General features: G+C 72.0%; 22 protein-coding genes. 12 read left to right on the top strand and 10 right to left on the bottom strand.

Annotated elements, in window-relative coordinates:
- Window positions 1–57: 57 nt before the first annotated feature.
- Both J7E97_RS20280 and J7E97_RS20275 read left to right on the top strand, forming a co-directional pair.
- On the top strand, window positions 58–1,272 hold the full coding sequence (locus J7E97_RS20280) for an acetyl-CoA C-acetyltransferase (RefSeq protein WP_215029159.1): 1,215 nt from the start codon (window positions 58–60) through the stop codon (window positions 1,270–1,272).
- Between the two features lie 55 nt (window positions 1,273–1,327).
- On the top strand, window positions 1,328–3,499 hold the full coding sequence (locus J7E97_RS20275) for a 3-hydroxyacyl-CoA dehydrogenase NAD-binding domain-containing protein (protein WP_215029157.1): 2,172 nt from the start codon (window positions 1,328–1,330) through the stop codon (window positions 3,497–3,499).
- 71 nt (window positions 3,500–3,570) lie between these two features.
- Here J7E97_RS20275 and J7E97_RS20270 read toward each other — a convergent pair whose 3' ends face one another.
- Together J7E97_RS20270 and J7E97_RS20265 are read right to left on the bottom strand one after the other, a co-directional pair.
- Window positions 3,571–4,350 carry a 1,4-alpha-glucan branching protein gene (locus J7E97_RS20270; RefSeq protein ID WP_215029156.1) on the bottom strand — a complete coding sequence of 260 codons (780 nt, stop codon included), beginning with the start codon at window positions 4,348–4,350 and terminating at the stop codon, window positions 3,571–3,573.
- Window positions 4,351–4,362: 12 nt separating this feature from the next.
- Window positions 4,363–5,088 (bottom strand): MerR family transcriptional regulator, encoded by a 726-nt coding sequence (locus J7E97_RS20265; RefSeq protein ID WP_215029153.1) that lies wholly within the window; start codon window positions 5,086–5,088, stop codon window positions 4,363–4,365.
- A gap of 127 nt (window positions 5,089–5,215) precedes the next feature.
- On the opposite strand from J7E97_RS20265, the gene J7E97_RS20260 reads away from it, so the two are divergent.
- Window positions 5,216–7,048, top strand: a complete 1,833-nt coding sequence (locus tag J7E97_RS20260) for a long-chain fatty acid--CoA ligase (protein WP_215029150.1) — start codon at window positions 5,216–5,218, stop codon at window positions 7,046–7,048.
- Between the two features lie 207 nt (window positions 7,049–7,255).
- Here the strand turns inward: J7E97_RS20260 and J7E97_RS20255 are convergent, their stop codons facing one another.
- From J7E97_RS20255 to sph, 3 genes are all read right to left on the bottom strand, one after another.
- Complete coding sequence (locus tag J7E97_RS20255) at window positions 7,256–7,585, bottom strand: DUF6415 family natural product biosynthesis protein (protein WP_215029147.1); 330 nt, start codon at window positions 7,583–7,585, stop codon at window positions 7,256–7,258.
- A gap of 108 nt (window positions 7,586–7,693) precedes the next feature.
- A complete protein-coding gene (locus J7E97_RS20250) occupies window positions 7,694–8,878 on the bottom strand; it encodes a helix-turn-helix domain-containing protein (protein ID WP_215029144.1) in 1,185 nt (394 codons plus the stop codon).
- 177 nt (window positions 8,879–9,055) lie between these two features.
- Window positions 9,056–10,045: a sphingomyelin phosphodiesterase gene (gene sph, locus J7E97_RS20245; protein ID WP_215029141.1), complete on the bottom strand. Its 990-nt coding sequence runs from the start codon at window positions 10,043–10,045 to the stop codon at window positions 9,056–9,058.
- A 226-nt stretch (window positions 10,046–10,271) separates the two neighbouring features.
- On the opposite strand from sph, the gene J7E97_RS20240 reads away from it, so the two are divergent.
- Window positions 10,272–11,153 carry an oxygenase MpaB family protein gene (locus tag J7E97_RS20240; protein WP_215029139.1) on the top strand — a complete coding sequence of 294 codons (882 nt, stop codon included), beginning with the start codon at window positions 10,272–10,274 and terminating at the stop codon, window positions 11,151–11,153.
- An 81-nt stretch (window positions 11,154–11,234) separates the two neighbouring features.
- Here the strand turns inward: J7E97_RS20240 and J7E97_RS20235 are convergent, their stop codons facing one another.
- Window positions 11,235–12,746 carry a M1 family metallopeptidase gene (locus J7E97_RS20235; RefSeq protein WP_215029241.1) on the bottom strand — a complete coding sequence of 504 codons (1,512 nt, stop codon included), beginning with the start codon at window positions 12,744–12,746 and terminating at the stop codon, window positions 11,235–11,237.
- Window positions 12,747–12,982: 236 nt separating this feature from the next.
- Here J7E97_RS20235 and J7E97_RS20230 point away from each other — a divergent pair, with 236 nt between their 5' ends.
- The 5 genes from J7E97_RS20230 (at window position 12,983) to J7E97_RS20210 (ending at window position 19,274) form a co-directional block, all read left to right on the top strand.
- Window positions 12,983–13,846 carry a hypothetical protein gene (locus J7E97_RS20230; RefSeq protein ID WP_215029136.1) on the top strand — a complete coding sequence of 288 codons (864 nt, stop codon included), beginning with the start codon at window positions 12,983–12,985 and terminating at the stop codon, window positions 13,844–13,846.
- Between the two features lie 126 nt (window positions 13,847–13,972).
- The gene (locus J7E97_RS20225; RefSeq protein WP_308346596.1) at window positions 13,973–16,501 is read left to right on the top strand and encodes a Tex family protein; all 2,529 of its coding nucleotides are present in this window, start codon (window positions 13,973–13,975) and stop codon (window positions 16,499–16,501) included.
- A gap of 246 nt (window positions 16,502–16,747) precedes the next feature.
- Window positions 16,748–17,275: an ImmA/IrrE family metallo-endopeptidase gene (locus J7E97_RS20220; protein WP_215029132.1), complete on the top strand. Its 528-nt coding sequence runs from the start codon at window positions 16,748–16,750 to the stop codon at window positions 17,273–17,275.
- On the top strand, window positions 17,265–18,446 hold the full coding sequence (locus J7E97_RS20215; RefSeq protein ID WP_215029128.1) for an MAB_1171c family putative transporter: 1,182 nt from the start codon (window positions 17,265–17,267) through the stop codon (window positions 18,444–18,446). Before J7E97_RS20220 ends, J7E97_RS20215 begins: the two co-directional genes overlap by 11 nt.
- Window positions 18,447–18,497: 51 nt before the next feature.
- The gene (locus tag J7E97_RS20210) at window positions 18,498–19,274 is read left to right on the top strand and encodes an SDR family oxidoreductase (RefSeq protein WP_215029125.1); all 777 of its coding nucleotides are present in this window, start codon (window positions 18,498–18,500) and stop codon (window positions 19,272–19,274) included.
- An 89-nt stretch (window positions 19,275–19,363) separates the two neighbouring features.
- On the opposite strand, the gene J7E97_RS20205 is transcribed toward J7E97_RS20210, so the two are convergent.
- Entirely contained in the window at window positions 19,364–21,001 is a 1,638-nt protein-coding gene (locus J7E97_RS20205) for an ABC-F family ATP-binding cassette domain-containing protein (protein ID WP_215029122.1), read from the bottom strand.
- A 73-nt stretch (window positions 21,002–21,074) separates the two neighbouring features.
- Window positions 21,075–22,340 (bottom strand): SLC13 family permease, encoded by a 1,266-nt coding sequence (locus J7E97_RS20200; RefSeq protein WP_215029237.1) that lies wholly within the window; start codon window positions 22,338–22,340, stop codon window positions 21,075–21,077.
- 110 nt (window positions 22,341–22,450) lie between these two features.
- On the opposite strand from J7E97_RS20200, the gene J7E97_RS20195 reads away from it, so the two are divergent.
- Complete coding sequence (locus J7E97_RS20195) at window positions 22,451–23,089, top strand: DJ-1/PfpI family protein (protein WP_215029119.1); 639 nt, start codon at window positions 22,451–22,453, stop codon at window positions 23,087–23,089.
- On the opposite strand, the gene J7E97_RS20190 is transcribed toward J7E97_RS20195, so the two are convergent.
- The gene (locus tag J7E97_RS20190) at window positions 23,064–23,825 is read right to left on the bottom strand and encodes an enoyl-CoA hydratase/isomerase family protein (protein ID WP_215029114.1); all 762 of its coding nucleotides are present in this window, start codon (window positions 23,823–23,825) and stop codon (window positions 23,064–23,066) included. The genes J7E97_RS20195 and J7E97_RS20190 overlap by 26 nt on opposite strands.
- A gap of 90 nt (window positions 23,826–23,915) precedes the next feature.
- Between J7E97_RS20190 and J7E97_RS20185 the strand changes: the two genes are divergently transcribed.
- Window positions 23,916–24,614, top strand: a complete 699-nt coding sequence (locus tag J7E97_RS20185) for an HdeD family acid-resistance protein (protein ID WP_215029111.1) — start codon at window positions 23,916–23,918, stop codon at window positions 24,612–24,614.
- 130 nt (window positions 24,615–24,744) lie between these two features.
- Entirely contained in the window at window positions 24,745–25,251 is a 507-nt protein-coding gene (locus J7E97_RS20180; protein WP_215029234.1) for an ATP-binding protein, read from the top strand.
- Window positions 25,252–25,354: 103 nt separating this feature from the next.
- Here J7E97_RS20180 and idi read toward each other — a convergent pair whose 3' ends face one another.
- Complete coding sequence (idi, locus tag J7E97_RS20175; RefSeq protein WP_215029108.1) at window positions 25,355–25,954, bottom strand: isopentenyl-diphosphate Delta-isomerase; 600 nt, start codon at window positions 25,952–25,954, stop codon at window positions 25,355–25,357.
- Window positions 25,955–26,031: the final 77 nt, after the last annotated feature.

Genomic DNA, 26,031 nt, shown 5'->3' with positions numbered 1-26,031 from the left:
GTCCGAACGGCCCGCACCCGCCCGATCCCGCCTCCGCACCCCCGAAAGGCTTGACCAGTGAGCACCGAAGCTTACGTATACGACGCGATCCGCACCCCCCGCGGCCGCGGCAAGGCCAATGGCTCCCTGCACGGCACCAAGCCGATCGACCTCGTCGTCGGCCTCATCCACGCCCTGCGCGAGCGCAACCCCGGCCTGGACCCCGCCACCATCGACGACATCGTGCTCGGCGTCGTCGGCCCGGTCGGCGACCAGGGCTCCGACATCGCCCGGATCGCGGCCATCGCGGCCGGGCTGCCGGACACCGTGGCCGGCCTCCAGGAGAACCGCTTCTGCGCCTCCGGCCTGGAGGCCGTCAACCTGGCCGCGGCCAAGGTCCGCGCCGGCTGGGAGGACCTGGTCCTCGCCGGCGGCGTCGAGTCCATGTCCCGCGTCCCGATGGCCTCGGACGGCGGAGCCTGGTTCAACGACCCGATGACCAACTGGGACACCGGTTTCGTCCCGCAGGGCATCGGCGCCGACCTGATCGCCACGATCGAGGGATTCTCGCGGCGCGACGTCGACGAGTACGCCGCCCTGTCCCAGGAGCGCGCCGCCGCGGCCATCAAGGACGGCCGCTTCGCCAAGTCCGTGGTCCCGGTCACCGACCGCAACGGCCTGGTCGTCCTGGACCACGACGAGTTCGTCCGCCCCGGCACCACCGCCGACACCCTCGCCAAGCTGAAGCCGTCCTTCGCGGACATCGGCGACCTGGGCGGCTTCGACGCCGTCGCGCTGCAGAAGTACCACTGGGTCGAGAAGATCGACCACGTCCACCACGCGGGCAACTCCTCCGGCATCGTCGACGGTGCCTCGCTCGTCGCGATCGGCTCCCGCGAGGCGGGCGCCCGCAACGGGCTCACGCCCCGGGCCCGGATCGTCTCGGCCGCCGTCTCCGGCTCCGAGCCCACCATCATGCTCACCGGCCCCGCCCCGGCCACCCGCAAGGCCCTCGCCAAGGCCGGGCTGACCATCGACGACATCGACCTCATCGAGATCAACGAGGCGTTCGCCGGCGTCGTGCTGCGCTTCGTCAAGGACATGGGCGTCTCCCTCGACAAGGTCAACGTCAACGGCGGCGCCATCGCGCTGGGCCACCCGCTCGGCGCCACCGGCGCGATGATCCTCGGCACGGTCGTCGACGAACTGGAGCGCCAGGACAAGCGCTACGGGCTCGTCACCCTCTGCGTCGGCGGCGGCATGGGTGTCGCGACCGTCGTCGAACGCCTCTGACACGTCCCGGTATCCCAGACAACTCCCCGACACGGCCGACACGGAAGTAGCGAACATGAGCGAGTCCACCACGATCCGCTGGGAACAGGACGACACCGGAGTCGTCACCCTCGTCCTCGACGACCCCGACCAGTCCGCCAACACGATGAACCAGGCCTTCAAGGACTCCATCGCGGCGATCGCGGAGCGCGCCGAAGCCGAGAAGGACACCATCCGCGGCATCATCTTCACCTCCGCCAAGAAGACCTTCTTCGCCGGGGGAGACCTCAAGGACATGATCCGGCTGCGCCCCGAGCACGCGCAGCTCGCCTTCGACACCGGCACCGCGATCAAGCGTTCGCTGCGCCGCATCGAGACCCTCGGCAAGCCCGTGGTCGCCGCCATCAACGGCGCCGCCCTGGGCGGCGGTTACGAGATCTGCCTGGCTTCCCACCACCGGGTCGCCCTCGACGCCCCCGGTTCTAAGATCGGCCTGCCCGAGGTCACCCTCGGCCTGCTCCCGGCCGGCGGCGGCGTCACCCGCACCGTCCGCCTGATGGGCATCGCCGACGCGCTGCTCAAGGTGCTGCTGCAGGGGACCCAGTACAGCCCGCAGCGCGCTCTGGACAACGGCCTGGTCCACGAACTGGCCGCCACTCCCGAGGAGATGCTCGCCAAGGCCCGCGCCTTCATCGACGCGAACCCGGTCTCTCAGCAGCCGTGGGACGTACCGGGCTACCGGATCCCGGGCGGTACGCCCTCCAACCCGCGCTTCGCCGCCAACCTCCCGGCGTTCCCCGCCAACTTGAAGAAGCAGCTCGCCGGTGCCCCCTACCCGGCGCCGCGCAACATCCTGGCCTGCGCGGTCGAAGGCGCCCAGGTGGACTTCGAGACCGCGCTGACCATCGAGGCCCGCTACTTCACCGAGCTGGTCACCGGGCAGACCGCCAAGAACATGATCCAGGCGTTCTTCTTCGACCTCCAGGCCGTCAACGCCGGCCGCAGCCGCCCGCAGGGCGTGGCGCCCCGCAAGGTCACCAAGGTCGCGGTCCTCGGCGCCGGCATGATGGGCGCCGGCATCGCCTACTCCTGTGCCCGCGCGGGCATCGAGGTCGTCCTGAAGGACGTCACCCCCGAAGCCGCCGCGAAGGGCAAGGCCTACTCCGAGAAGCTGCTCGACAAGGCCCTGGCCCGCGGCCGCACGACCGAGGCCAAGCGCACCGAACTGCTGGCCCGCATCACCCCCACCGCCGAGGCGGCCGACCTCGCGGGCTGTGACGCCGTCATCGAGGCCGTCTTCGAGGACACCGCCCTCAAGCACAAGGTGTTCCAGGAGATCCAGGAGTTCCTCACCCCCGACGCGCTGCTCTGCTCGAACACCTCCACGCTGCCCATCACGGGCCTGGCGGAAGGGGTTTCGCGTCCCGCCGACTTCATCGGACTGCACTTCTTCTCGCCCGTCGACAAGATGCCGCTGGTGGAGATCATCAAGGGCGAGCGGACCGGCGACGAGGCCGTCGCCCGCGCCTTCGACCTCGTACGGCAGATCAACAAGACGCCGATCGTGGTCAACGACTCGCGCGGCTTCTTCACCTCGCGCGTCATCGGCCAGTTCATCAACGAGGGCGTCGCGATGGTCGGCGAGGGCATCGAGCCCGCCTCCGTCGAGCAGGCCGCCGCGCAGGCCGGGTACCCGGCCAAGGTGCTCTCCCTCATGGACGAGCTGACGCTCACCCTGCCCCGCAAGATCCGCAACGAGACCCGCAAGGCCTTCGAGGCCGAGGGCCGGCCCTGGCCGGAGCACCCGGCCGACACCGTCATCGACCGCATGGTCGACGAGTTCGGGCGCCCCGGGCGAAGCGGCGGCGGCGGTTTCTACGCGTACGACGAGAGCGGCAAGCGCGCGGGCATCTGGCCGGGGCTGCGCGAGCACTTCACCAAGGCGGGGTACGAGATCCCGTTCGAGGACATGAAGGAGCGGATGCTCTTCTCCGAGGCACTGGACACCGTCCGCTGCTTCGACGAGGGCGTCCTGACCTCGTACGCCGACGCCAACATCGGTTCGATCATGGGCATCGGCTTCCCGGCCTGGACCGGCGGCGTGATCCAGTACATCAACGGCTACGAGGGCGGCCTGCCCGGCTTCGTGGCCCGTGCCCGCGAGCTGGCCGCCCAGTACGGCGAGCGGTTCACCCCGCCGGCCTCGCTGGTGGAGAAGGCCGAGCGCGGCGAGACGTACGCCGACTGACCGGCCGCCGCGCGGTCCCGGGACCAGCGGGTCCCGGGACCAGCGGGTCCCGGGACCGCGCGCGGGATGGCTCAGGCGGTGGTCCGCGGCGACGCGGGTCGCCCGGCGGCGGCGTGCAGCGTCGCGAACGTGCCCCGGTGCGCGGCGCCTTCCGGCGTGGTCCAGGCGGCGGTGACCCGGCCGAGGGCCCTGGAGGCGGGGGGATCGGACGGGCCGTCCTGCGCGTCCGCATCCACATCCGCATCCGCGTCCGTGACCTCGTCCCGGGCCCGCAGCACGCGCGTCACGGTGAGTACCGCGCGAGAGCCCGCTACGAGGACATCGGTGCCCCGCGCCGTGTGGGAGACCTCCAGCGGCTCCGGCGAGAGCGCCTCCAGAAGCTCGGCGCCGCCGAACCACGCGGTGACGCCCGGGTCGGGGGTATCGCTCTCCGTCTGGTGCTGCGCGGTGGCGCGGCCCCGCAGCAGCTCGAGCAACTGGCTTACGAGAACCGGGTCGTGGGCGCCGTCGTAGATCCACCGGGTGCCGAGCACACCGTGCTCGGAGGTGCCCACCAGGCCCGCCCCGGCGCTGCCGGCGCCTCCGGCACCCGCGGCATCCCCGGCACCGTCGAGCGGGGCGCCGCGGTAGGTGAGGGGCACGTGGTAGGAGGTCTCCCGCCCGCCCGAGGTGTCCGTGAGCACCATGAACTCGATGCCCACCTCGCCCTCAGGATCGTCGAGCCGGAACCCGCCAGACCGGGCCAGGTCGGGCGCGTGCCCCGTGGCCACGTACCACGGGCGGGTCGGCAGCCAGGCAGTGACCAGTTCCAGCTTGCCGGGGGTCATCGTCGTCTTGTAGATCATCGCCATGGGGCGAAAGTACTACTCCTGCGGCACGAAGGCGGCGCGCAGTTCGTCTTTCAACGAGCGCTGGAAGGCCGTCACCAGCGCCTGCACCACCATCGGCTGCATGTGCGCGGACAGCGCCTTCATCGCCTCCACCCGCTCCGGATCGCTCTCGCCCTGCGTGAACGGCCCCCACACCTCGTCGCGGAAGAGCGCCGTCAACTGGTGCGCGGTCGTCCGCGCGTGCTCCAGCAGCACCTTGCGCGCGGCCAGGATCGTCTCGTGGGCGATCGGTACGTCGAGCAGCGCGACGCCGAGCCGCAGCAGCCCCACGTCCACGCGGAAGCCCTCCGCGGTGGGCGTCAGCACGTTCATCGCCGTCAGCCGCCGCAGGTCGCTCTCCGTCAGCGTCCGGCCGGCCCGTTTCTTCAGCTCCGCGAGCGAGGATTCCAGCGCCGCGTCCGGGGCCCAAGTGGCCACCAGCGCCCGGTGGATCGCCAGATCGTGCGCGCTCAGGTCGTCGGGCAGCGCGTCGAGGTAGCGTTCGATGGCCGACAGGGTCATGCCCTGGTGCTGCAACTCTTCGATGAGCGCCAGCCGGGAGAGGTGTTCGGGCCCGTAGTGGCCCACCCGACGGGGTCCGATCACGGGAGGGGGCAAAAGCCCGCGGGTGCTGTAGAACCGTACGGTGCGGACGGTCACGCCCGCCCTGGCCGCCAGTTCGTCGACGGTGAGCGCCGGCTCGGGCGCCTGGGTGGCCATGTGCGCTCCGCCTCGCTCTCTGATCGGCACGTGTTTAATCGGCACGGTTTCGCTCGGCACAGTTCGTGTACCGCGGTTCAACAGTATTGCTGTCGCACCAACGATGTGAAACGCCCAGGAGCTGCCCATGACCACGAAACTGCGTCTGCCCGCGCCCCTCGACGAGCTCACCCTCCCCGCCCTGCTGGCGCGCAACGCCGCCGAGCACGCAGACCTTCCCGCCCTCTCGTGGCGCGAGGGCGCGGGATGGTCCACCCTCAGCTGGTCCGACGTCCGCCGCGAGGTGGCCGTCCTGGCCTCCGGCTACGCGGCCCTGGGCGTGGAGCGCGGCGAGCACGTCCTGCTGATGATGGGCAACCGCCCCGAGCACTGGCTCACGGATCTGGCGCTCGTCCACCTCGGCGCCGTACCCGTCACCGTGTACGGGACCTCCGCGCCCGAGCAGATAGCCCACATCGCCCGCCACAGCCGGGCCAGGTTCGCCGTGATCGAGGGGGCCCGCGAGCTGGCCCGGTGGGAGCCGCTGCTCGACGACCCGGAGGTCCCGCTGGAGCGGCTCGTCGTGGCCGAGGCCGCGGAAGCGGGGTCGCACCGCACCTACGGCTCCCTGCACGCGAGCGGAGCCCGTCCGCACCGCTCCGAGGCCTTCGAGAAGGCCTCGCGGGAGATCCGCCCCGAGGACCCGCTGACCGTCGTCTACACCTCGGGCACCACCGGCGACCCCAAGGGCGTCCGCCTCACGCACCGCAACATCATGCTCCAGGCGGTCCGGCTCGACCGGCGCGTGGACCTTCCCGAGCACGCCGAGCACGTCTGCTACCTGCCCTTCGCACACATCGCCGAGCGGGTCCTCGGGATCTACCTGCCGCTGCTGCGGGCCGCCCACGTCCGGCTGTGTGCCGATCCGGCCGCCGTGGCGGCAGCCGTGCGCGAACTGCACCCGGTGCAGTTCTTCGGCGTCCCCCGGGTGTGGGAGAAGCTGGCCGCCTCCGTACGGGCGGTGCTCGGGCGGCTCCCCGAGGAGCAGCGGCGCGCCATCGAGGCGGCCAACGACCTGGCGCGGTCCCGCGCGGCCCACCGGGAGCGCGGGGAGGAGGTGCCGGCCGCGCTCGAGGCCTCGTACGCCGTCGCGAAGGACCGGGTGCTGGACCCGCTGCTCTCGCTGGCCGGGCTGGACCGGCTGGTCTGGACGGCGAGCGCCACCGCGCCGATGCCGATCGACGTGGTCCGCTTCTGGGCGGGCTGGGGGGTCACCATCATGGACGCCTGGGGGCTCACCGAGACCTCGGGCGTGTGCACGGTCAACAGCCCGGACGGTTTCCGGCTGGGCTCGGTGGGCCGCCCGATCGAGGGGCTGGAGCTGAGGCTCGGCGCCGACGGGGAGATCTTCATGCGCGGGGAGACGGTCTTCGGCGGCTACCTGCTTCCGGACGGGTCGGTGGAGAGCGCCTGCGACGGCGAGGGCTGGTTCGCGACGGGGGACATCGGCCGGTTCGACGAGGACGGGTTCCTCTGGCTGACCGACCGCAAGAAGGAACTCATCATCACCTCGAACGGCAAGAACGTCTCGCCGGCCCTGGTGGAGAACACGGTCAAGGAACACCCGCTGATCGGGCAGGCGCTGGTGCACGGCGACGGCCGGTCCTACCTCGTCGCCCTCCTCGTCCTGGACCCGGAACTGGCCCCGGCCTGGGCCGCGGCCCACGGGATCGAGACCGCCACGCCCGCCGAGCTCGCCGCGCACCCGGCCGTGCGGGAGGAGGTCGCCCGCGCCGTGGAAGCGGCCAACACGCGGCTCAACCGGACCGAGCAGATCAAGCGCCACCGCCTCCTGGCCGAGGAGTGGAGCCCGGAGTCGGGGGAGCTGACCCCCTCGCTGAAGCTCCGCCGCCGGGTGATCCGGGAGAAGTACGGGGCCCTGATCGAGGGCCTGTACGAGGAGCCGTACGAGGCTTCGTAGGAGCGGTGTACCCCGCCGAGCCGGCCACCTTCGAGCATCTTCCCGACTGCGCGAACGAGCGGGAGCGCTCGAAGGCGGCCGGCCGAGCGGATCCGGTAGCGACCGGCCGGCTCCGGGAAGGTGCGGTTCAGCGGGCTGTGCCGATGACGATGGCCGCGAGGAGGCCGAGCACGCTCGCCACGTAGAGCAGCTGCCGGACGGGCTCGTTCACCGGGCGCCGGCCGGGCGGTGCTCGACGACCGTCGACACCATGATCCGGATGATGCGGGCGAGGCCGCGGGCGTGGTTCCAGTTCGCGTGGTCGCCGTGGCCCAGGGGGCCCGCGTCGACGAAGTACGACCACTCGATCAGCGCGGCGCCCGCGCGCTCGGTGCGCTGGGCCCCCGGGATCCGCGACACCGCGGCGTGGAGGTCCTGCCCGACGGTGATCAGGTCGTCGATCAGGTGCGCCACGCCCTCGGCGTCGGGCCGCTGGTCGTAGGACCCCAGGGCCCGCGCCGCGAGCTCCTCGGCCATCTGTGTCTCGCCGGGGTTCATGCCGGTGCTCCTACCGTCGTCAGCGGGTGGTGAGACCAGGGTGGGGGCACAACAAGGCCCCAACTATCCGGAGTTCCGGATAGTTGGGGCCCGAGGATTGACGGTGCGTTATACGCCCAGCCAGTTGCCGTACGACAGGAAGTTTTCCGGGAGCTGACGGCGGGCCGCCTCCAGCCCGGTGTACGTCTCTCGGACCGTCTGGTGGTACCGGGCCTGCTGCGGCGCGGACTTCCGGGCCTTCAGCAGGTTCTGGAAACTGGCATCGAGGTCTCCCGTCCACATCTGAGCCCGCGCCAGCTCGGCGTAGTGGTGGCTCTTCCGCGACTTCGGCCACTCCGACGGGATGGTCACCCCGCGGCCCATCTGCGCGGCCTGCCCGTACTCGTCCAGCTCCGCCAGTACCGACACCCGGTGCACGGCCACGTTCGTCGGGCCGAACGCCAGCCAGTGCGTCTCGACCGCCTCGCCCGTGCCCGCAGCGATCCGGCCCGCCTCGTCGAGGTGTCCGTCAGCCCGGCTCTGGTCCTTCGATCTGCCGGCCATCACCGCGGCGCCCAGATGCAGTTGCCCGGTGACGACCGCCCGCTCCCGGCCGGCGTCGGCCTGCTCGAGTGTGCGCAGGCCGAGGTCGATGAGCCGCTGTCCCGTCTTGTACTGCCCATCACGCAGGTAGGTGAGGGCCCGCATGTAGCGGTACATGCCGCCGATGACCGCGTCGGAGCCACGCTGTGCCGCCCAGTCCATGCGGGCCAGGGCGATCGCGGCGAGGTCGTAGTAGCCGAGCTTCGACGCCACGTCGTAGGCCGTGCGGTAGGTGGAGGCGAGGAGGAGCCACGCCTCCCGTCCGGGGGCCGCGTGGGCGGCCGTGGTGGCCTCCAGGATCAGCCCGGCGACCTCCCCGGCGACGCGCTTGATCTCCCCCGCGCGGACGGCGACGAGGAGACCCTCGGCGTCCGCGGCGAGGAGCTCGTGCGCACGCGGGGCGATGTCGGGGTCGGCTCCGAGGTCGTAGACGTCCAGGGCCTCACGGATGGGCCTGATCAGGACGTCCAGCTCGTCGGCGCGGAGCTCGGTGGTGTAGGGCTGGCCGGTGACGGTCTCGACCTGGACGCGGAGTGCCCGGGCCACGGCGGCGATGACGTACGGGCTGGCCGGGGTGACGCCCTGCTCGACCTTGGTCAGGGTGCCGTAGGGGACTTGGGACAGTTCCGCGAGTGCCGCCTGGGTGAGGTGGCGTTCCAGGCGCAAGCGTCGGATGCGCGCGCCGGTGTGGTCGTGCGGTAGAGAGTGCATACTGGCTCCCGTTCAGACTCGACACCTGAACGGTACCGGTACACGACAAAATCGCCCCCTCCCGCCCGCAGGCGGGAGGGGGCGTTGTGCTGTGCGGTCAGGAGACGCCGTACCACTGGCCGGACCGCCCCGTGTGGGGCAGAAGGTTGCGTTCGACTACGGGCCCCGGCAGGTGGATCAGCGCCCGATCAACGGATAGTGGTCCGAGAGGTTCGTGTAGGTGTAGGAGGTGCCCCAGCTGGAGACGGTCCAGGGGGCCGACTGCTCCTTGACCACGTTGTTCTCCCAGTTCGCCGGGCGGGCGTTGCCCTTGCGGTAGAGGACGTAGTCGAGGTCCTCGCGCGGGTCCGTCGGATAGCGGTAGTTCGCTATCGAGTTCAGCGCGGTGTCGAAGGAGTACGGGTGTCCCGTGCGGGTGTCGGAGTCCGCCAGGTCGGCGTTGGCCAGCATGGAGGCGTACTCCGCGCTGCGGGAGTCGACGTTCATGTCGCCCGCCACGATGACCTGCTCGCCCGCCGGGATGTTCTTGCCGTCCAGGAACGCGTCGATGTTCCGGAACTGGCGGGCGCGCATGTCCGCCGCCTCGCCCGCGTCGCAGCCCGGGTCGGTGGACTGGGCATGGGTGCCCACCACGTGCACCTTGGTGCCGTTGACGTTCAGCACGACGTACGCGAAGCCCTTGTTGGACCACCAGTCGGCGCCGCAGGCGTCCTTGTAGACGACCTGCTCCTTGCGCAGGACCGGCCACTTGCTGAGGATCGCGACGCCGCCGTCCTCCGGGGTGGTGGAGGAGTACGCGCCGCCCGTCGCGTCCCAGCCGCTCTTGCCGCGTCCCACGACCGGGGTCTGGTACGGGTACTGCGCGGCCGCGTTGGACTTCAGGGCGTCCGAGGCGCCGTTGTCGAAGGCCTCCTGGAGCACGACCACGTCGTGGCCCTGGAAGAAGGAGGCCTTGGGGATCTCCGTCGCCCGGTGGTCCTGGCCCCAGTTCGGGTACAGGTTCTTGCTCATCAGGAACGTGTTGTACGTCAGAACACGGAGCCGCGGCGCGGCGGCGCCCTCGGCGGCGCTCGCGGCCGGGGTCGTGGTGGCGGCGAGCGCCGCGACGGCGATCGCGGCGACGACGGCGGCGGCGGAGCGGGCCGCGCGGGGCTGGCTGTACGGCATGGGGGTTCCCTCGTTCCGTGGGGGAAGATCGGCTCCGCCATCCAAGCAGCCGGGGTTACTTCGGGGTAACACCCATGACACGACTTTCTGTCCGGGGTGAGGCGATCAGTCTCCGGCGGTCCGGACGCCGCCGAAGAGGCGCTGGTCACCGATCCGCCGGACCGCGAAGAGTGGCCGGTTCCCGCGCATACTGGATGAACGGAGACCGACACCTGGGGGCGTACGCATGACCACGACCGCGCGGGCGACGGCCGAAGGCCGGAGCGATCCCGAGCCCCCGCCTGCGGGCGGAGTGCTCTGGACCATCGCCGGGGACGTCCGGGGCCTGCTCATGCTGCCGGCGGCCTTCACCCTGCAGGTCGCGCACCCCGCGATCGGGGCCGGGGTCGACCAGTACTCGGTCTTCCGCACCGACCCCTGGGGCCGCGGCGAACGCTCCCTGCGCTCCGTCCAGCTGTGGGTGTACGGCGGAGCGGACGCCGTCGCCGAGGGGCGCCGGGTGCGCCGGCTGCACAAGGACATCCAGGGCACCGACACCAGGGGACGGCGATACCACTCCCTCGACCCGGCCTGCTACGCCTGGGTGCACGCGACCGGCTTCCCCGTCTACCTCTACGCCGGGCGCTACCTGCTGCGCCGCTTCACGCCCGCCCAGGAGCGCCAGCTGTACCGCGAGTGGCTCCAGGTCGGCCGCATCCTCGGCCTCCAGGACCGGGACATGCCGCAGACCATCGAGGAGTACTGGCCCTACTACCGCCGGATGCTGGCCGAGGAGATCGAACCCACCAAGGTCGCCCGCGAACTCGTCGCCACGGACACCCCGCTGCCCCGGCCCGAGGGCGGCACGCTGCCGGTGCGGCTCCTGCTGCGCGCCGCCTGGCCGGTGCTCCGGCCGGCGTTCCTGCACTTCCGGGCCTTCGTCACCGTCGGCTACATGCCGCCCGAGGCCCGCGCCGCCATCGGCCTGAACTGGACCCCGGCCCAGGAGCGCCGGCTGCGCCTGCTGAGCGCGGCCGTACGCGTCCTCGTACCGCTCCTGCCGGAGCGGCTGCGCTACCTGCCGATCGCCCGCGCGGCACGGGCGCGCCGACGCGCCGGCGCCCGCTGAGGGGACGTCGGCGCGCGGAGCCCCGCAGGGGCCGTCCGGAGGGGCCGTTCGTACGGCCGTCCGGACGGCCCCTGCGGACGGTCAGTGGTCGTCGTGGACGGAGTTCGTCGCCGCGATCTTCTTCCAGGACTTCGGTTCGGCGGCCGGCTTGGCGGGGGCCTGGAGGGAGCGGGCGCCCGGCGCCTCGGCGGCCGCCGGCGGGGCGAAGGCCGGCTTGCCCGGGGTGTAGAGCCAGGTCTCGAAGAGCTGCGCGAGGGGCTCGCCCGAGATCTTCTCGGCGTAGCGGACGAAGTCCCCGACCTTGGCGTTCCCGTAGGCGCGCTCGGTCGGCCAGCCCTTGAGGATCCGGAAGAACTTCTCGTCGCCGATCTCGTTGCGCAGCGCCTGGAGCGCGATCGCCCCGCGGTCGTAGACCGCACCGTGGAACTGGTTCTCCGCGCCCGGGTCACCCGGCTTGACCTGCCAGAACGGGTCCTCCGCCGGACGCGAGAGGTACGTCCAGTCCGCGAGCTCCTGGGCCGTGCCCTCGCCCTCCTTCTCCGACCACAGCCACTGGCTGTACCGGGCGAAGCCCTCGTTGATCCAGATGTCCTTCCAGCCGTCGACGGACACGCTGTCGCCGTACCACTGGTGGGCCAGCTCGTGCACGACCACCGAGACGTTCGCGCCGTTCGCGAACTGCCGCGGGCTGTAGAACGGCCGGGTCTGGGTCTCCAGCGCGAATCCGCTGGGCACGTTCGGGACGTAGCCGCCCAGCGCGTTGAAGGGGTACGGGCCGAAGACCCCCTCCAGCCACTCCGCGACCTCCCCGGTCCGCTCCACGCTCGCGCGCGCCGCTCCCGCGTTGTCGCCGAGGTCCTTGCTGTACGCGTTGAGGATCGGCAGGCCGCTCGCCGTCTTGTCGGTGGTGATGTCGAACTTGCCGACCGCGAGGGTGGCCAGGTACGTGGCCTGCGGCTTGTTCGAGCGCCAGTTGTACCGGGTCCAGCCGAGCCGGGAACTCTGCGACTGGAGCACGCCGTTGCTGATGGCCTGTGTCCCGTCGGGCACGTTGACCGAGACGTCGAAGGTGGCCTTGTCGAGCGGGTGGTCGTTGCTCGGGAACCACCAGGCCGCCGAGTCGGGCTCCTGCGCGGCGATGCCGCCGTCCGGGGTGCGCTGCCAGGCCGACCAGCCGTCGACCTTGAATTCCGAGGGCTTGCCCGCGTACTTGACGACCACGCTCGACTCGCGCCCGCGCTGGAGCGGGGTGGCCGGGGTGACCTCCAGCTCCTGGGCGCCGGACCTGGCGAACTTCGCCTTGACGCCGTTGACCCGGATCTCGCTGACGGTCAGGCCGAAGTCGAGGTTGAAGCGGGACAGGTCCTGCTTCGCGGTGGTGAGGAGGGTGGCGGTGCCCTCCAGGAGGTCGGTGTTCGGCTGATACCGCAGGCGCAGGTCGTAGTGGGAGACGTCGTAGCCCCCGTTGCCGCTGGCCGGGTAGTAGGGGTCGCCGATACCCGGGGCGCCGGGAACGGAACTCGCCGCAGACGCCGGGATCACCAGCAGGAGGGAAGCGGCGAGCACGCTCGGGGCGATGACTTTGCGGTGCACCTTGGACTCCAAGTGGTAGGGGAGTGGCTTCGGTTCGACCGTATTCACGCCTGGGACCCCACGTCATGTCCATGGCCCTGTTGTCACATGATCGCCATGCGTCTGAAAAACGCCCGTGCCGGGACGCGCGCGCGGCCAGAAGGCGACTCCCCACTTCCGGCCGCGCGGCCGGAGGCGACTCCTCACCACCGGACCCGCCCTTCACGACATACCAAGCAGTCGGTAGCCTGCCGTGCATGACTCTTCCGGCGCACGCCGCCCGCCACTGCTGGCACGGAGCGATCAACCCGCTGCACGCCACCGTCTACTTCTCGCCCGACCTCGGCAAGGAGTTCGCCGCCCTGGGGATCACCGACCCCCACGCCGTCAACCTCGCCTCCCGGTCCGCCGCCATGGGCGCCGTCGGAGCCGGCGCGGTCACCTCCACCTTCTACAACTACCGCCACGACCTGGTCGCCAGGCACCTGCCCGCCGTCTGGGACACCGCCGGCCCCCAGCAGGTCCTCGACGCCCGGCTGCGGGCCGCCGACGCCACCCTGCGCAGGCTCCTCGGCGCCGAGACCATAGGGTCCCCCGAGGTCGCCGAGGCCGCCGAGCTGGCGATGCGCGCGTCCGAGGCCTGCACCCGGCACGCCCGCACCCTCTACTCCGCCCACGCGGACCTCCCCGTACCCGAAGAGCCGCACCTCAAGCTGTGGCACGCCACCACCCTGCTGCGCGAGCACCGCGGCGACGGCCACCTCGTCGCCCTGCTCGTTATGGGCCTGGACCCGGTCGAGGCCCTGATCAGTCACACGGCCACCGGCCAGGGCATGACCCCGAAGTACCTCAAGGCCATCCGCGGCTGGGACCAGTCCGACCTCGACGCCGCCACCGAGCGGCTGCGCGAGCGCCGAGTCCTGGACGCCGGGGGCCGGCTCACCGCCGAGGGCACGGCGCAGCGCGAGGCGCTGGAGGAGGAGACCGACCGCCTGGACGCGGCCCCGTACGAGCACCTCGGCGAGGCCGGACTCGCCCGGCTCGCCGAGATCGGCGGCGGCCTCACCATGAAGGCGTTCAAGGCCGGAGCCTTCCCCCGGGACCTCCTGGGCAAGGCCTGAGACCCGGGACGGACAAGGCTCCCGACGCCCGCGGCCGCCACCTGCCACAATTGGCAGCCTTCCGACGCAGCACGCGGTACGCACCACGCGGCGTCACGTATACGTACGAAGGCAGGCGGGACCGCAGTGACGATGTCCATCGAAGGCAGGATCGCCGAGGAGCTCGGCGTACGGGAGCGGCAGGTCAAGTCCGCCGTCGAGCTGCTCGACGGCGGCTCCACCGTGCCGTTCATCGCGCGCTACCGCAAGGAAGCGACCGAGATGCTCGACGACGCCCAGCTGCGCACCCTGGAGGAGCGGCTGCGCTATCTGCGCGAGCTGGAGGACCGGCGCTCGGCGATCCTCGACTCCGTCCGGGAGCAGGGAAAGCTCGACGCCGAGCTGGAGGCCCGGATCAACGCGGCCGACACCAAGGCCCGACTGGAGGACATCTACCTCCCGTTCAAGCCCAAGCGCCGCACCAAGGCGCAGATCGCCCGCGAGGCGGGCCTGGAGCCGCTCGCCGACGCCCTGCTCGCCGACCCGTCGGTGGAACCGGCGTCCCGCGCGGCCGGGTTCGTGGACGCCGACAAGGGCGTGGCCGACCCGGCCGCCGCCCTGGAGGGCGCCCGCGCCATCCTCACCGAGAAGTTCGGCGAGGACGCCGACCTCATCGGCGAACTGCGCGAGCGCATGTGGAGCCGTGGCCGGCTCGCCGCGAAGGTCCGCGACGGCAAGGAGGAGGAGGGCGCCAAGTTCGCCGACTACTTCGACTTCACCGAGCCCTTCACCGCGCTGCCCTCGCACCGCGTCCTCGCCATGCTCCGCGGCGAGAAGGAGGACGTCCTCGACCTGACCCTGGAGCCGGAGGAGCCGAGCGACACGCCCGGGCCCTCCACGTACGAGGGCATGGTGGCGCGCCGCTTCGGCATCAACGGGCGTGGCCGCCCCGGTGACCAGTGGCTCGCCGACACCGTCCGCTGGGCCTGGCGCACGAAGATCCAGGTGCACCTCGGCATCGACCTGCGGATGCGGCTGCGCGCCGCTGCCGAGGACGAGGCCGTACGGGTCTTCGCGTCCAACCTGCGCGACCTGCTGCTCGCCGCCCCCGCCGGGACCCGCGCGACGCTCGGCCTGGACCCGGGCTTCCGTACCGGTGTGAAGGTCGCCGTCGTGGACGCCACCGGCAAGGTCGTCGCCACCGACGTGATCTACCCCCACGTACCGGCCAACAAGTGGGACGACGCGCTCGCCAAGCTGGCCCGCCTGGCCGAGGAGCACGCGGTCGACCTCGTCGCCATCGGCAACGGCACCGCCTCCCGCGAGACCGACAAGCTCGCCGGGGACCTCATCACCCGCCACCCCGAACTGAAGCTGACCAAGGTGATGGTCTCGGAGGCCGGGGCCTCCGTGTACTCGGCGTCCGCCTTCGCCTCGCAGGAACTCCCGGACATGGACGTGTCGTTGCGCGGCGCGGTGTCCATCGCCCGGCGCCTGCAGGACCCGCTCGCCGAGCTGGTCAAGATCGACCCGAAGTCCATCGGCGTCGGTCAGTACCAGCACGACCTGTCCGAGATGAAGCTCTCGCGTTCGCTCGACGCGGTCGTGGAGGACTGTGTGAACGGCGTCGGAGTGGACGTCAACACCGCCTCCGCGCGGCTACTCTCGCGGGTGTCGGGCATCAGCGGCGGCCTCGCCGAGAACATCGTCGCGCACCGCGACGCCAACGGCCCCTTCCGCAACCGCAAGGGCCTCAAGGACGTGGCCCGCCTCGGTCCGAAGGCGTACGAGCAGTGCGCGGGCTTCCTGCGCATCCGCGGCGGGGACGACCCGCTGGATTCCTCCAGCGTGCACCCCGAGGCGTACCCGGTGGTCCGCGCCATGGGCAAGACGGCCGGCAGCGAGGTGGCGGCCCTGATCGGCAACACCGGTGTGCTGCGCTCGCTGCGGCCGGAGCAGTTCGTCACCGAGGCCTTCGGCCTGCCGACGGTCGGCGACATCCTGCGCGAACTGGAGAAGCCGGGCCGCGATCCGCGTCCCGCGTTCAAGACGGCCACCTTCAAGGAGGGCGTCGAGAAGATCGGCGACCTGACCCCCGGGATGATCCTGGAGGGCGTGGTCACCAACGTGGCCGCCTTCGGCGCCTTCATCGACATCGGCGTCCACCAGGACGGGCTGGCGCACGTCTCGGCGCTGTCGAAGAACTTCGTCAAGGACCCGCGGGACGTGGTCAAGCCGGGCGACATCGTCCGCGTGAAGGTCATGGACGTGGACATCCCGCGCAAGCGGATCTCGTTGACGCTGCGGCTGGAGGACGAGGCGGAGCGCGGGGGCGCCGGGGCGCCCAGGCAGCGCGAGGCGGGCGGCGACCGCGGTGAGCGGCGCGGCGGCGGCCGGCCGCCGCAGCAGCGCGGCGCGGCGGGCGGTCAGGGCGGCAAGGGCGGTCAGAGCGGTCAGGGAGGCCAGGGTGGCTCCCGTGACGGTTCGCGCGAGGGCTCCCGCGACGGCGGCAAGGGCCAGCGGCAGGGAGCCCAAGGCGGTCAGGGGGGCCAGGCAGGCCAGCGCCAGGGGGGCCAGCGCGGAGGCGCGCCGGCCCCCGCCAACAGCGCGATGGCCGACGCCCTGCGCCGCGCCGGTCTCAGCGGTCCCGACGGCCAGGGCGGCCGCAAGCGCTAGAAGTCCGACCGCGTGGCCGCGTGTGCAGGGTTGGCCGAATAGGCACCTCACCTGGGGACATGCCTTGCCAACTTCCTCGCAAGATCTGTAGGCATGGTGGAACGCCCGTTCGTCCTTCGGCGAGCGGGCGTCCGTGTTTCCCCTCAGGACCGCACTCCCGAGGTCGCTTTGAAGGCAAAGGACGTCATGCCCCTGCCCACGCACACCTACCGACGCTGCCCGAGAAAGGGTCCGAAGAGGGAACACATGCGCCACCCGCAACCCAGTCTGCGTAAACGGTGCGAGGCGATTCTCGGCCGTCTTGAGCTGGCGCACCCGTTCTCTCTTGACGGACTGTGCGACCGGATAGCCGAGCAGCGCGGCCGCCCCATCCGGCTCCACCCCCTGCCCAAGGAGGCCGCCGAGTCCGGCGTGTGCGGACTGTGGGTCGGCACCGCCAGCATCGACTACGTCTTCTACGAGGCGCAGACCACCCCGCTGCACCAGGAGCACATCGTGCTCCACGAGATCGGCCACATCCTCTTCGGACACCACTCGCTGGAGGCGGAGGAGTCCGGGAGCGACGGACAGGTCCCCACGGTGCTCGGGCGCACCAACTACACCACCCGCCAGGAGCAGGAGGCGGAGATGCTCGCCAGCATGATCCGCATCAGCACGGCGACCACCGGCCCGCGCCCCGCCCACGGCGCCGAAGCTCCGGACACCCTCGCCCGGCTGGAATCCGCGATGGGCTACGAGTGGCGGGGACGGGGGCACGGCCGCCATGGCATCTGACCTCACCGCCTTCGGCGACGCGCTCGCCGTCCCCAGCGTCGTCTGCCTGTGGATCGCCGTCCTGCTGCGCGCGCCCGGAGCCCTGCGCTCCCCGCACCAGCGCGGCCTGTGGCTGGCCGTCGCGACGGCCGCCGCCGCGATGACCCTGAACCTGCCCGACGTCGTCGCCTACGCCATGGGCCGCGACCCCGGCTACGCGCACACCATCGGGCTGGTCCGCAACCTCATCGGCGTCCTTTCCGCGGGCGCCGTGCTCTACTTCGTGGCCGCCGCCACCCGAGGCCGCCGCCTCCAGATGGCCTCCGGCATCGGCACGGCGCTCTGGCTGACCGTCCTCGTGCTGCTCGACGCGGCCGCGCCGGAGCACGGCACGCACACCATCCCGCCGGTGGGTGACCCGGTGCCCTCCCTCGCGTACTGGCTGGTGCTGATCTCCGCGCACCTCCTCGCCAACACCATCTGCGTGTCCGTCTGCTGGCGCTACGGCCGCCGCTCCGAGAGCCGGGGCCTGGCCGCCGGACTGCGGCTGTTCGGCCTCGGCACCGGGCTCGCCGGGGTGTTCTGGTTCGTGTACCTGCTCAAGGCGCTGTTCGGCGCCACCTGGGCGATGCCCGCCAACCCGCTGCTCATGAACGCCCACGGGTTCCTGCGCGCCGCCGCGATCCTGGTCCCGACCCTCTTCACCTTCCGCGGCACGGCCGCCGACATCGCCACCGCCTGGCGGCTCTGGCCGCTCTGGCGCGACCTGGTCCACGCCGTCCCGCACGTGGCGCTCAACAAGCCGCGCGCGGGCCGGATGCTGGAGCTTCTGTGGCCGCCGGTCCCGCGCAACCTGCTCGTCTACCGCAAGGTCATCGAGACCCGGGACGCCATCTTGATCCTCGGGGAGTACGTGGCTCCGGGCGTGCCGGAGCTCGCGCGCAGCCACGTCGCCGGCAGCGGGATTCCCGAACCGCGGCGCTCCGCGGCCGCGCTGGCCTGCGTACTGAAGGAAGCACGAGCGGCGAAGCTGGCCGGCGTTGCGCAACAGCGCGGCGAGGCCGACGCGTTGGAACTGCCCGACGCCATCGCTCCCTCGGGCGAGGACGACCGCCTGGAGAGCGAGGCCCGCTTCCTCGTGGACGTCGCCGAGGCCTACGCGTCGCCGGCCGTCAGCTCCTTCGCCCCGTAAGAGGGATCCACCACCGCACCGCATGCTCAACCGCCAGGAAGTGAACGTCTCTTGACCACCGTACTGATCACAGGGGCCAGCGCCGGACTCGGCGCCGCCTTCGCCCGCGGCTTCGCCGCCAAGGGCTGCGACCTCGTCCTCGTCGCCCGCGACAAGGCCCGCCTGGAAGCCGTCGCCGGAGAGCTCGGCCGGGAATTCGGCGCCGTCTGCGAGGTGTTGCCCGCCGACCTGCTGGACCCCGACAGCCTCGGGATCGTCGCCGAGCGGCTCGCCGACCGGGCCAGGCCCGTGGACATCCTGGTCAACAACGCCGGCTTCGGCCTCCCCGCGCCGTTCCCGTACAGCCCGGTCGAGGACGAGGAACGGATGCTCGACCTGCTGGTCAAGGTCCCGCTCCGGCTCACCCACGCCGTGCTCCCGGGCCTGCGCGAACGCAGGCGGGGCGCCGTGCTCAACGTCTCCTCGGTCGCCGGACTCCTCCCGACCGGGACGTACGGAGCGGCGAAGGCCTGGATCACGGCCTTCAGCGAGTCACTGCGCGTGGACATGGAGCCCTACGGGGTGCGCGTGCTGGCGGTGGTACCCGGTTTCACCCGCACCGAGTTCCAGGAGCGCGCCGGGATGGACGTCAGCGCGCTGCGCGACGCGGTGTGGCTGGAGCCGGGCGACGTGGTGGCCCGGGCCCTGAAGGACCTGGCCCGGCGCCGCCCGGTGAGCATCACCGGCCGGCGCTACCAGGCGTACGCGCTGGCCGCCCGCCACCTCCCGCGCACCTTCGTCGCCCGCAAGATGGCCCGCAAGCGCCGCCCCCCGGCGGACGTCGGCTAGTGCGGTGACCTAGACGTATCGCCTCGGGAGGCACCGGGCGCGTGCCGGGCGGCGGACGAGCCCCGCCCGGGCCGCCCGTCCGCGGGGCCTCAGAGCTCGGTGACCTTGCCGTCCGCGACTTCGAGACGGCGGGTCACCTGGACCGCTTCGAGCATCCGGCGGTCGTGGGTGACCAGCAGCAGGGTGCCCTCGTAGGCCTCCAGCGCGGACTCCAGCTGCTCGATCGCCGGAAGGTCCAGGTGGTTCGTCGGCTCGTCCAGCACCAGCAGGTTCACCCCGCGGCCCTGCAGCAGCGCCAGCGCCGCGCGGGTGCGCTCGCCCGGGGAGAGGGTGGCCGCCGGGCGGGTCACGTGCGCCGCCTTCAGGCCGAACTTCGCGAGCAGGGTGCGGACTTCGGCCGGTTCCGTGTCGGGAACCGCCGCGCAGAAGGCCTCCAGCAGCGGCTCGTCACCGAGGAACAGGCCTCGGACCTGGTCGACTTCGCCGACCAGGACGCCCGAGCCGAGGGTGGCGGCACCGGAATCGGGGGCGAGGCGGCCGAGGAGCACGGCCAACAGGGTCGACTTGCCAGCCCCGTTGGCGCCCGTGATCGCGACCCGGTCCGCCCAGTCGATCTGCAGGCTGGCCGGTCCGAAGGCGAAGTCGCCGCGCTGGACGGCAGCCTCGCGCAGGGTGGCGACCACCGAGCCGGAGCGCGGCGCCGCCGCGATCTCCATGCGCAGCTCCCACTCCTTGCGCGGCTCGTCGACCACCTCGAGGCGCTCGATCGCGCGCTGCGTCTGGCGGGCCTTGGAGGCCTGCTTCTCGCTCGCCTCGCTGCGGAACTTCTTGCCGATCTTGTCGTTGTCCGTGGCCTTGCGGCGGGCGTTCTTGACGCCCTTGTCCATCCAGCCGCGCTGCATCTGGGCCCGGCCCTCCAGTGCGGACCGCTTGTCGGCGTACTCGTCGAACTCCTCGCGGGCGTGGTCGCGGGCCCGCTCGCGCTCCTCCAGGTAGGCGTCGTAGCCGCCGCCGTAGAGGTTGATCTGCTGCTGGGCCAGGTCGAGCTCGAGGACCTTGGTGACGGTGCGCGTGAGGAACTCGCGGTCGTGGCTGATGACGACCGTGCCGGCGCGCAGCCCCTTCACGAACTGCTCGAGGCGCTCCAGACCGTCGAGGTCGAGGTCGTTGGTCGGCTCGTCGAGCAGGAAGACGTCGTAGCGGGACAGCAGCAGCGAGGCGAGTCCCGCGCGGGCGGCCTGGCCGCCGGACAGCGCGGTCATCGGCAGGTCGAGGCCGACGGACAGCCCGAGGTCGTCGGCGACCTCCTGGGCCCGCTCGTCGAGGTCGGCGCCGCCGAGGTTCAGCCACCGGTCGAGGGCGTCCGCGTACGCGTCGTCCGCGCCGGGGGTGCCGTCCACGAGGCCCTGCGTCGCCGAGTCCAGCTCGGCCTGCGCCGCGGCCACGCCGGTACGCCGGGCCAGGAACTCGCGGATCGACTCGCCGGGACGGCGGTCGGGCTCCTGCGGGAGGTGACCGACGGCGGCGGTGGGCGGGGAGAGGCGCACCTCACCGGTCTCGGGGGCGTCCAGCCCGGCGAGCATCCGCAGCAGGGTCGACTTCCCGGCGCCGTTGACGCCGACGAGTCCGATGACGTCGCCGGGTGCGACGACGAGGTCGAGATCGGCGAAGAGCGTGCGCTCACCGTGCGCGGCGGTGAGCTTCTTGGCGACGAGGGTTGCAGTCATGATGCCCCGATCCTATCCGCGGCCCGCCCCCGCGGATCCCGGGGCCGGAGCCGAGCGGCGGCCGGCCGAGGGGTCACGCGCCGACGAGGCGCAGGGCCGCCCACAGGGCCGTCACCGCGGCGCCGAGGGCGGGGACGGTGGTCAGCAGGCCGAGCCGGGTGAAGTCTCCGAGCGTGACCCCGTCGTAGCCGTCCGCGTGCAGGATCCGCCGCCACAGCAGCGTCGCGAGGGAGCCCGCGTAGGTCAGGTTCGGCCCGATGTTCACCCCGATCAGTACGGCCAGCACGGGCCCCGCCCCGCCCGATGCCGCCGCCGGGAGCAGCGCGAGCACCGCCGGCAGATTGTTGATCAGGTTGGCCAGTACGGCGGCCACCGCGGCCACCGCGAGCAGCGCCGGCAGCGAGTCCCCGGCCGGCATCACCCACTCCAGCCCGGCCCCGAAACCGTGGTCCACCACGGCCCGGACCACCACGCCCAGCGCCAGCACGAACAGGCAGAAGGCCGGCGCCGTCGAAGCCAGGATCCGGACCGGCGTGGTTTCCCGGCGCCGCAGCGCGCGTACGGCCAAGGCGAGCGTGCCCGCGAGGGCCGCCCAGGCGGGGCTCGCTCCGGCGAAGGAGGCGAGCGCGAAGCCGGCCAGGGTCAGCGCGAGCACGCCCGCGGCGAACCGGGGCAGCGCCGCCGCCTCTGCGGCCTCCGGCACGTGCTCGGGTGGGGCGGCCAGGTCCGCCCGGAAGAAGCGGCGGAACACCGCGTACTCCACCGCGATGGCCGCCGCCCACGGCAGGGCCATCAGCGCCGCGAACCGGGTGAAGGACAGCCCGCTCGCGGCGAAGGCCAGCAGATTGGTGAGGTTGGAGACGGGCAGGAGGAGCGAGGCCGCGTTCGCGAGGTGCGCGGTGGCGTAGACGTGGGGCCGCGGCCGGGCTCCCAGCCGGGCGGCCGTCGCCAGCACCACCGGGGTCAGCAGCACCACCGTCGCGTCGAGGCTCAGCGCGGCGGTGACGACCGAGGCCACGCAGAACACCCCGCCGAGCAGGGTCACCGGCCCGCGTCCCGCCGCGCGCCGGGCCACCATGGTCCCGGCGGCCCGGAACAGTCCTTCGTCCGCGCAGAGCTGGGCCAGCGCCAGGATCACCGCGAGGAAACCGACCACCGGCAGCAGCTCGCGCAGCTGCGCCCAGGCGTCGGCGGGCGGTACCACGCCGAGTGCGACGAGCAGCCCCGCTGCGGGCACGGCGGCGGTCGCCTCCGGCAGGCCGCGCGGGCGTACGACGGCGAAGGCCAGCACCCCGAGCAGCGGGGCGGCGGTCAGGCACGTGGCGGCGAGGGCGTTCAGGGCGAGCTCCGGAGCGGGAAACGCGAGCGGCGGGATCCCGGGATCCGGGACCCCGACATGATCGCATCGGGGCGGATCACGTCCGTCCCGACAACCCCTCCGGAGGAGCCATGCAGATCGCCGTACTGCTCTACGACGGATTCACCGCTCTCGACGCCATCGGGCCCTTCGACACCCTCGGACGGCTCCGGGGCGCCGAGACCGTCTTCGTCTCCGAGCGGCCGGGGCCCGTACGGACCGGCAACGGGGCGCTCGCACTCGTCGCCGACAAGAGCCTCGACGAGGTGACGCGGCCGGACATCGTCATCGTGCCCGGAGGGCCGGCCTCCGACGCGCAGATGAAGAATCCCGTCGTCCTCGACTGGCTTCGGTTTGTCGACGCCACCACCACGTGGACCACCTCCGTCTGCACCGGCTCCACGCTGCTCGCCGCCGCCGGCCTGCTCGACGGCCGCCGGGCCACCAGCCACTGGCTCTACCTCGACCGGCTGCCCCTGTTCGGGGCGGAGCCCACCGGGGAGCGGGTGGTCTTCGACGGGAAGTACGTGACCGCCGCGGGGGTGTCCTCGGGGATCGACATGGGGCTCGCGCTGCTCGGCCGCATCGCCGGGGACGAGTACGCGCAGACCGTGCAGCTGATGACGGAGTACGACCCGCAGCCGCCCTACGACGCGGGCTCTCCGGAGAAGGCACCGGCCGAAATCGTCGCGAGGCTGCGCGAGTTCACGCCTCGGGCGGAGTCCAGGTGAAAGAGGGCGGGCGCCGCTCCAGGAAGGCGGCGACACCCTCCGCGATGTCGCCGCTCCCGGCGGCCTGGGCCGCCCAGTACGCGTCCCGGTCCGTGCGGCCGTCCGCGAACTCCTTCGCCGAGGCCTGGGTGAGCTGCGAGCGGGTGGCCAGGATCCGGGTGAACTCAGCGACCCGCTTGGCCAGTTCGCCGGCCGGTAGTAGCTCGTCCAGGAAGCCCGTGCGCAGCGCCCGGTCGGCGTCGATCAACTCGGCCGAGAAGAGGAGGTACTTGGCGGCCGACGGGCCCACCAGCACGGCGAGCCGCCGGGTGGAGGAGGCCGCGTACACGATGCCCAGTTTCGCCGGCGTCACGCCGAAGGAGGCGCCCTCCTCCGCGAAGCGCAGGTCGCAGGCGGCCGCCAGCTGGCTGCCGCCGCCCACGCAGAAGCCGCGGACCGCGGCCAGCGTGGGCTTGGGGAAGGCGGCCAGGGCCTCCTCCGCCGCGACGGCCAGAGCCTGCGGATCGTCGTCCCCGGCCAGGGAGGAGATGTCCGCCCCCGCACAGAAGGTCTCGCCGGCCCCGGTCAGTACGAGCACCCGTACGGCGGGGTCGGCCGCGAGTCCGGCCAGCAGCTCCGGCAGCCCCCGCCACATCGCCGCCGTCATGGCGTTGCGCTTCGCGGGATGGGAGATCACGACGGTGGCGACGCCGTCGGCGACCGAGGAGAGCAGGGCTGCGTCCGGGACTGGGTCCATGCGCCGGATGCTATCTCGGAGCGGCAAACCTATGATCAAGAGGTCCGCAGTGGCAGGGGAGTCCGTCGGGGGCTGAAAGGTGGCGCGTTCATGGGCGCAGACCGTACCGAGCGGGTGGACCGTACCGGTCCCCAGGGCAAGGGCGACAAGAAGAAGGTCAGCCGCAGTTTCGGGGTGATGGCCCTGCTCGGGGTGCTGCTGGTGCTGGCCGGACTGGTGGGCCTCGTCTACACCGGCTTCGCCACCCTGACCACGATGTTCCTCTTCGGCTGGCTGCTGCTGGCCGGCGGTGCGGTGGGCCTGCTGCAGGCTTTCCAGTCCCGCAAGAGCAGTTACTTCTGGCTCGCCGTCATCGTCGCCGCGATCAACATGGCGGCCGGCTTCGTGATCCTGCGCCGCCCGGAGGCGAGCGCGGAAGCGCTGACCATGTTCGCCGCGCTGCTCTTCCTCACCGGCGGGGTGTTCCGGCTGGCCGGCGGGCTCGTGGTGCGCGGAGCGCATTTCGGGCTGACCCTGGTCCAGGGTGCCTTCGGCATCCTGCTGGGCCTGCTGATCCTCTCCAACTGGCCCGGTAACAGTCTGTACGTGATCGGAACCTTCTTCTCGCTCGCGCTGCTGTTCGACGGTCTGAGCCTGATCGCGCTGGGCATGGGAGCGCGCCGCATCCTCGGTCTGGTCAGGGACGACGAGGAGCCGGTGGCGGCGGACGCCGCGACGGGTGAACCGGACAAGGCGCGCGGGACGGCCGAGAAGCACCTGCCGGAAGATCAAGAACGGTCCAACAACTGACCCTGTCATACGCCAACGGTCAAAAAGTGTCCGATTCCCGCTGACTTCTGGTCACCGGTCCGGTCCCGACCGATCCGCTCCCCACTCTTGACGTGTGGAGACGATCGAGCGCGAAGACGGGGGCCGGAAGATGGATGTCAGCGGGAGCGTCCCGCCAGTCATGGGGGGAGAGCCGGAGGTCGCGGCTGCTCCCCTCGCCTACGAGGGAGTGTGGCGGTTCACCGCTCCCGCAATAGAAGAATCCGTTCCGCAGGCCCGCCGCGCGGTACGTGAACTGCTCGGCCGCCAGGGAGTGCCGGCCGACCAGGACCTCGTCTACTCCCTGCTGCTGATCGTCTCCGAACTGGTGACGAACTCGGTCCGGCACGCGGCCCTGCTCTCGCCCGAGGTCGCGGTCGAAGTCGCCATCGGCCGGGAGTGGGTGCGGGTGGCGGTCGAGGACAACCACCCGTACCGGCCCAAGGCGCTGGAGGCCGATTTCGGCCAGACCGGCGGCCGGGGGCTGCTCCTCGTCCGGGAGATCACGCTGGAGGCCGGCGGGGTCTGCGACGTCGAGCACACCTCGACGGGCGGCAAGGTGATCTGGGCGGCCCTGCCGCTCGCCCCACCGCCCGCCCCGCCGGTCCCGGCGGGCTGAACCCCGTACGGCCGCGCCCACTGCCGCACGCACAGCCGCGCCCACTGCCGCACGCACGGGGTCCGGGGTGGTGGCGGGGGTAGGGGGTATCGGAGTACGGGGGCTACCAGCCCGCCGCGTCGCCCGTCAGCTCGCGGATCGCGGGCCGGGCCGCGTCCAGCACCGTCATGAACCACGCCGAGAACGGCTCCTCGGCGTGCCGCTTCGCCAGCTCCTCGGCGGTCACGAAGCCGGTGTCCGCGATCTCCTCCGGATCCGGCCGCAGCGTCGACTGCGCGAGTCCCACGAACAGGTGGTTGTACTCCTGCTCGACCAGCCCCGACGCCGGGTCCGGATGGTTGTAGCGCACCGTCCCCGCCTCGGCGAGCAGCGAGGGCGACAGCCCCAGCTCCTCGTGGGTCCGCCGGGCGGCGGCCGCGAACGGCGACTCTCCGGGGTAGGGGTGACCGCAACACGTGTTCGACCAGACTCCGGGCGAGTGGTACTTCCCGAGGGCGCGCTGCTGGAGCAGCAGCCGGCCCTTCTCGTCGAAGAGGAACACGGAGAACGCCCGGTGCAGCTGACCGGGCGCCTGGTGGGCGGAGAGCTTCTCCGCCGTGCCGATGGTGTTGCCGGACTCGTCGACCAGTTCGAGCATGATCGGTTCTTGAGTGCCGGTACCGGTGGTCGCGCCGTTCGCGGCGGTGGCTGGTGTGGTCGGCATACCCATCCTTCGCTTCGGACTTCGGCCTTCAGTCTGCCGTACAGAAGAGGTTTGTCCCCACTTCGGCGATCCGCGCA

Origin of the sequence: Streptomyces sp. ISL-66 (assembly GCF_018614135.1) — a bacterium.
GTDB lineage: Bacteria > Actinomycetota > Actinomycetes > Streptomycetales > Streptomycetaceae > Streptomyces.
This window is presented reverse-complemented; position numbering and strand designations above follow the sequence as displayed.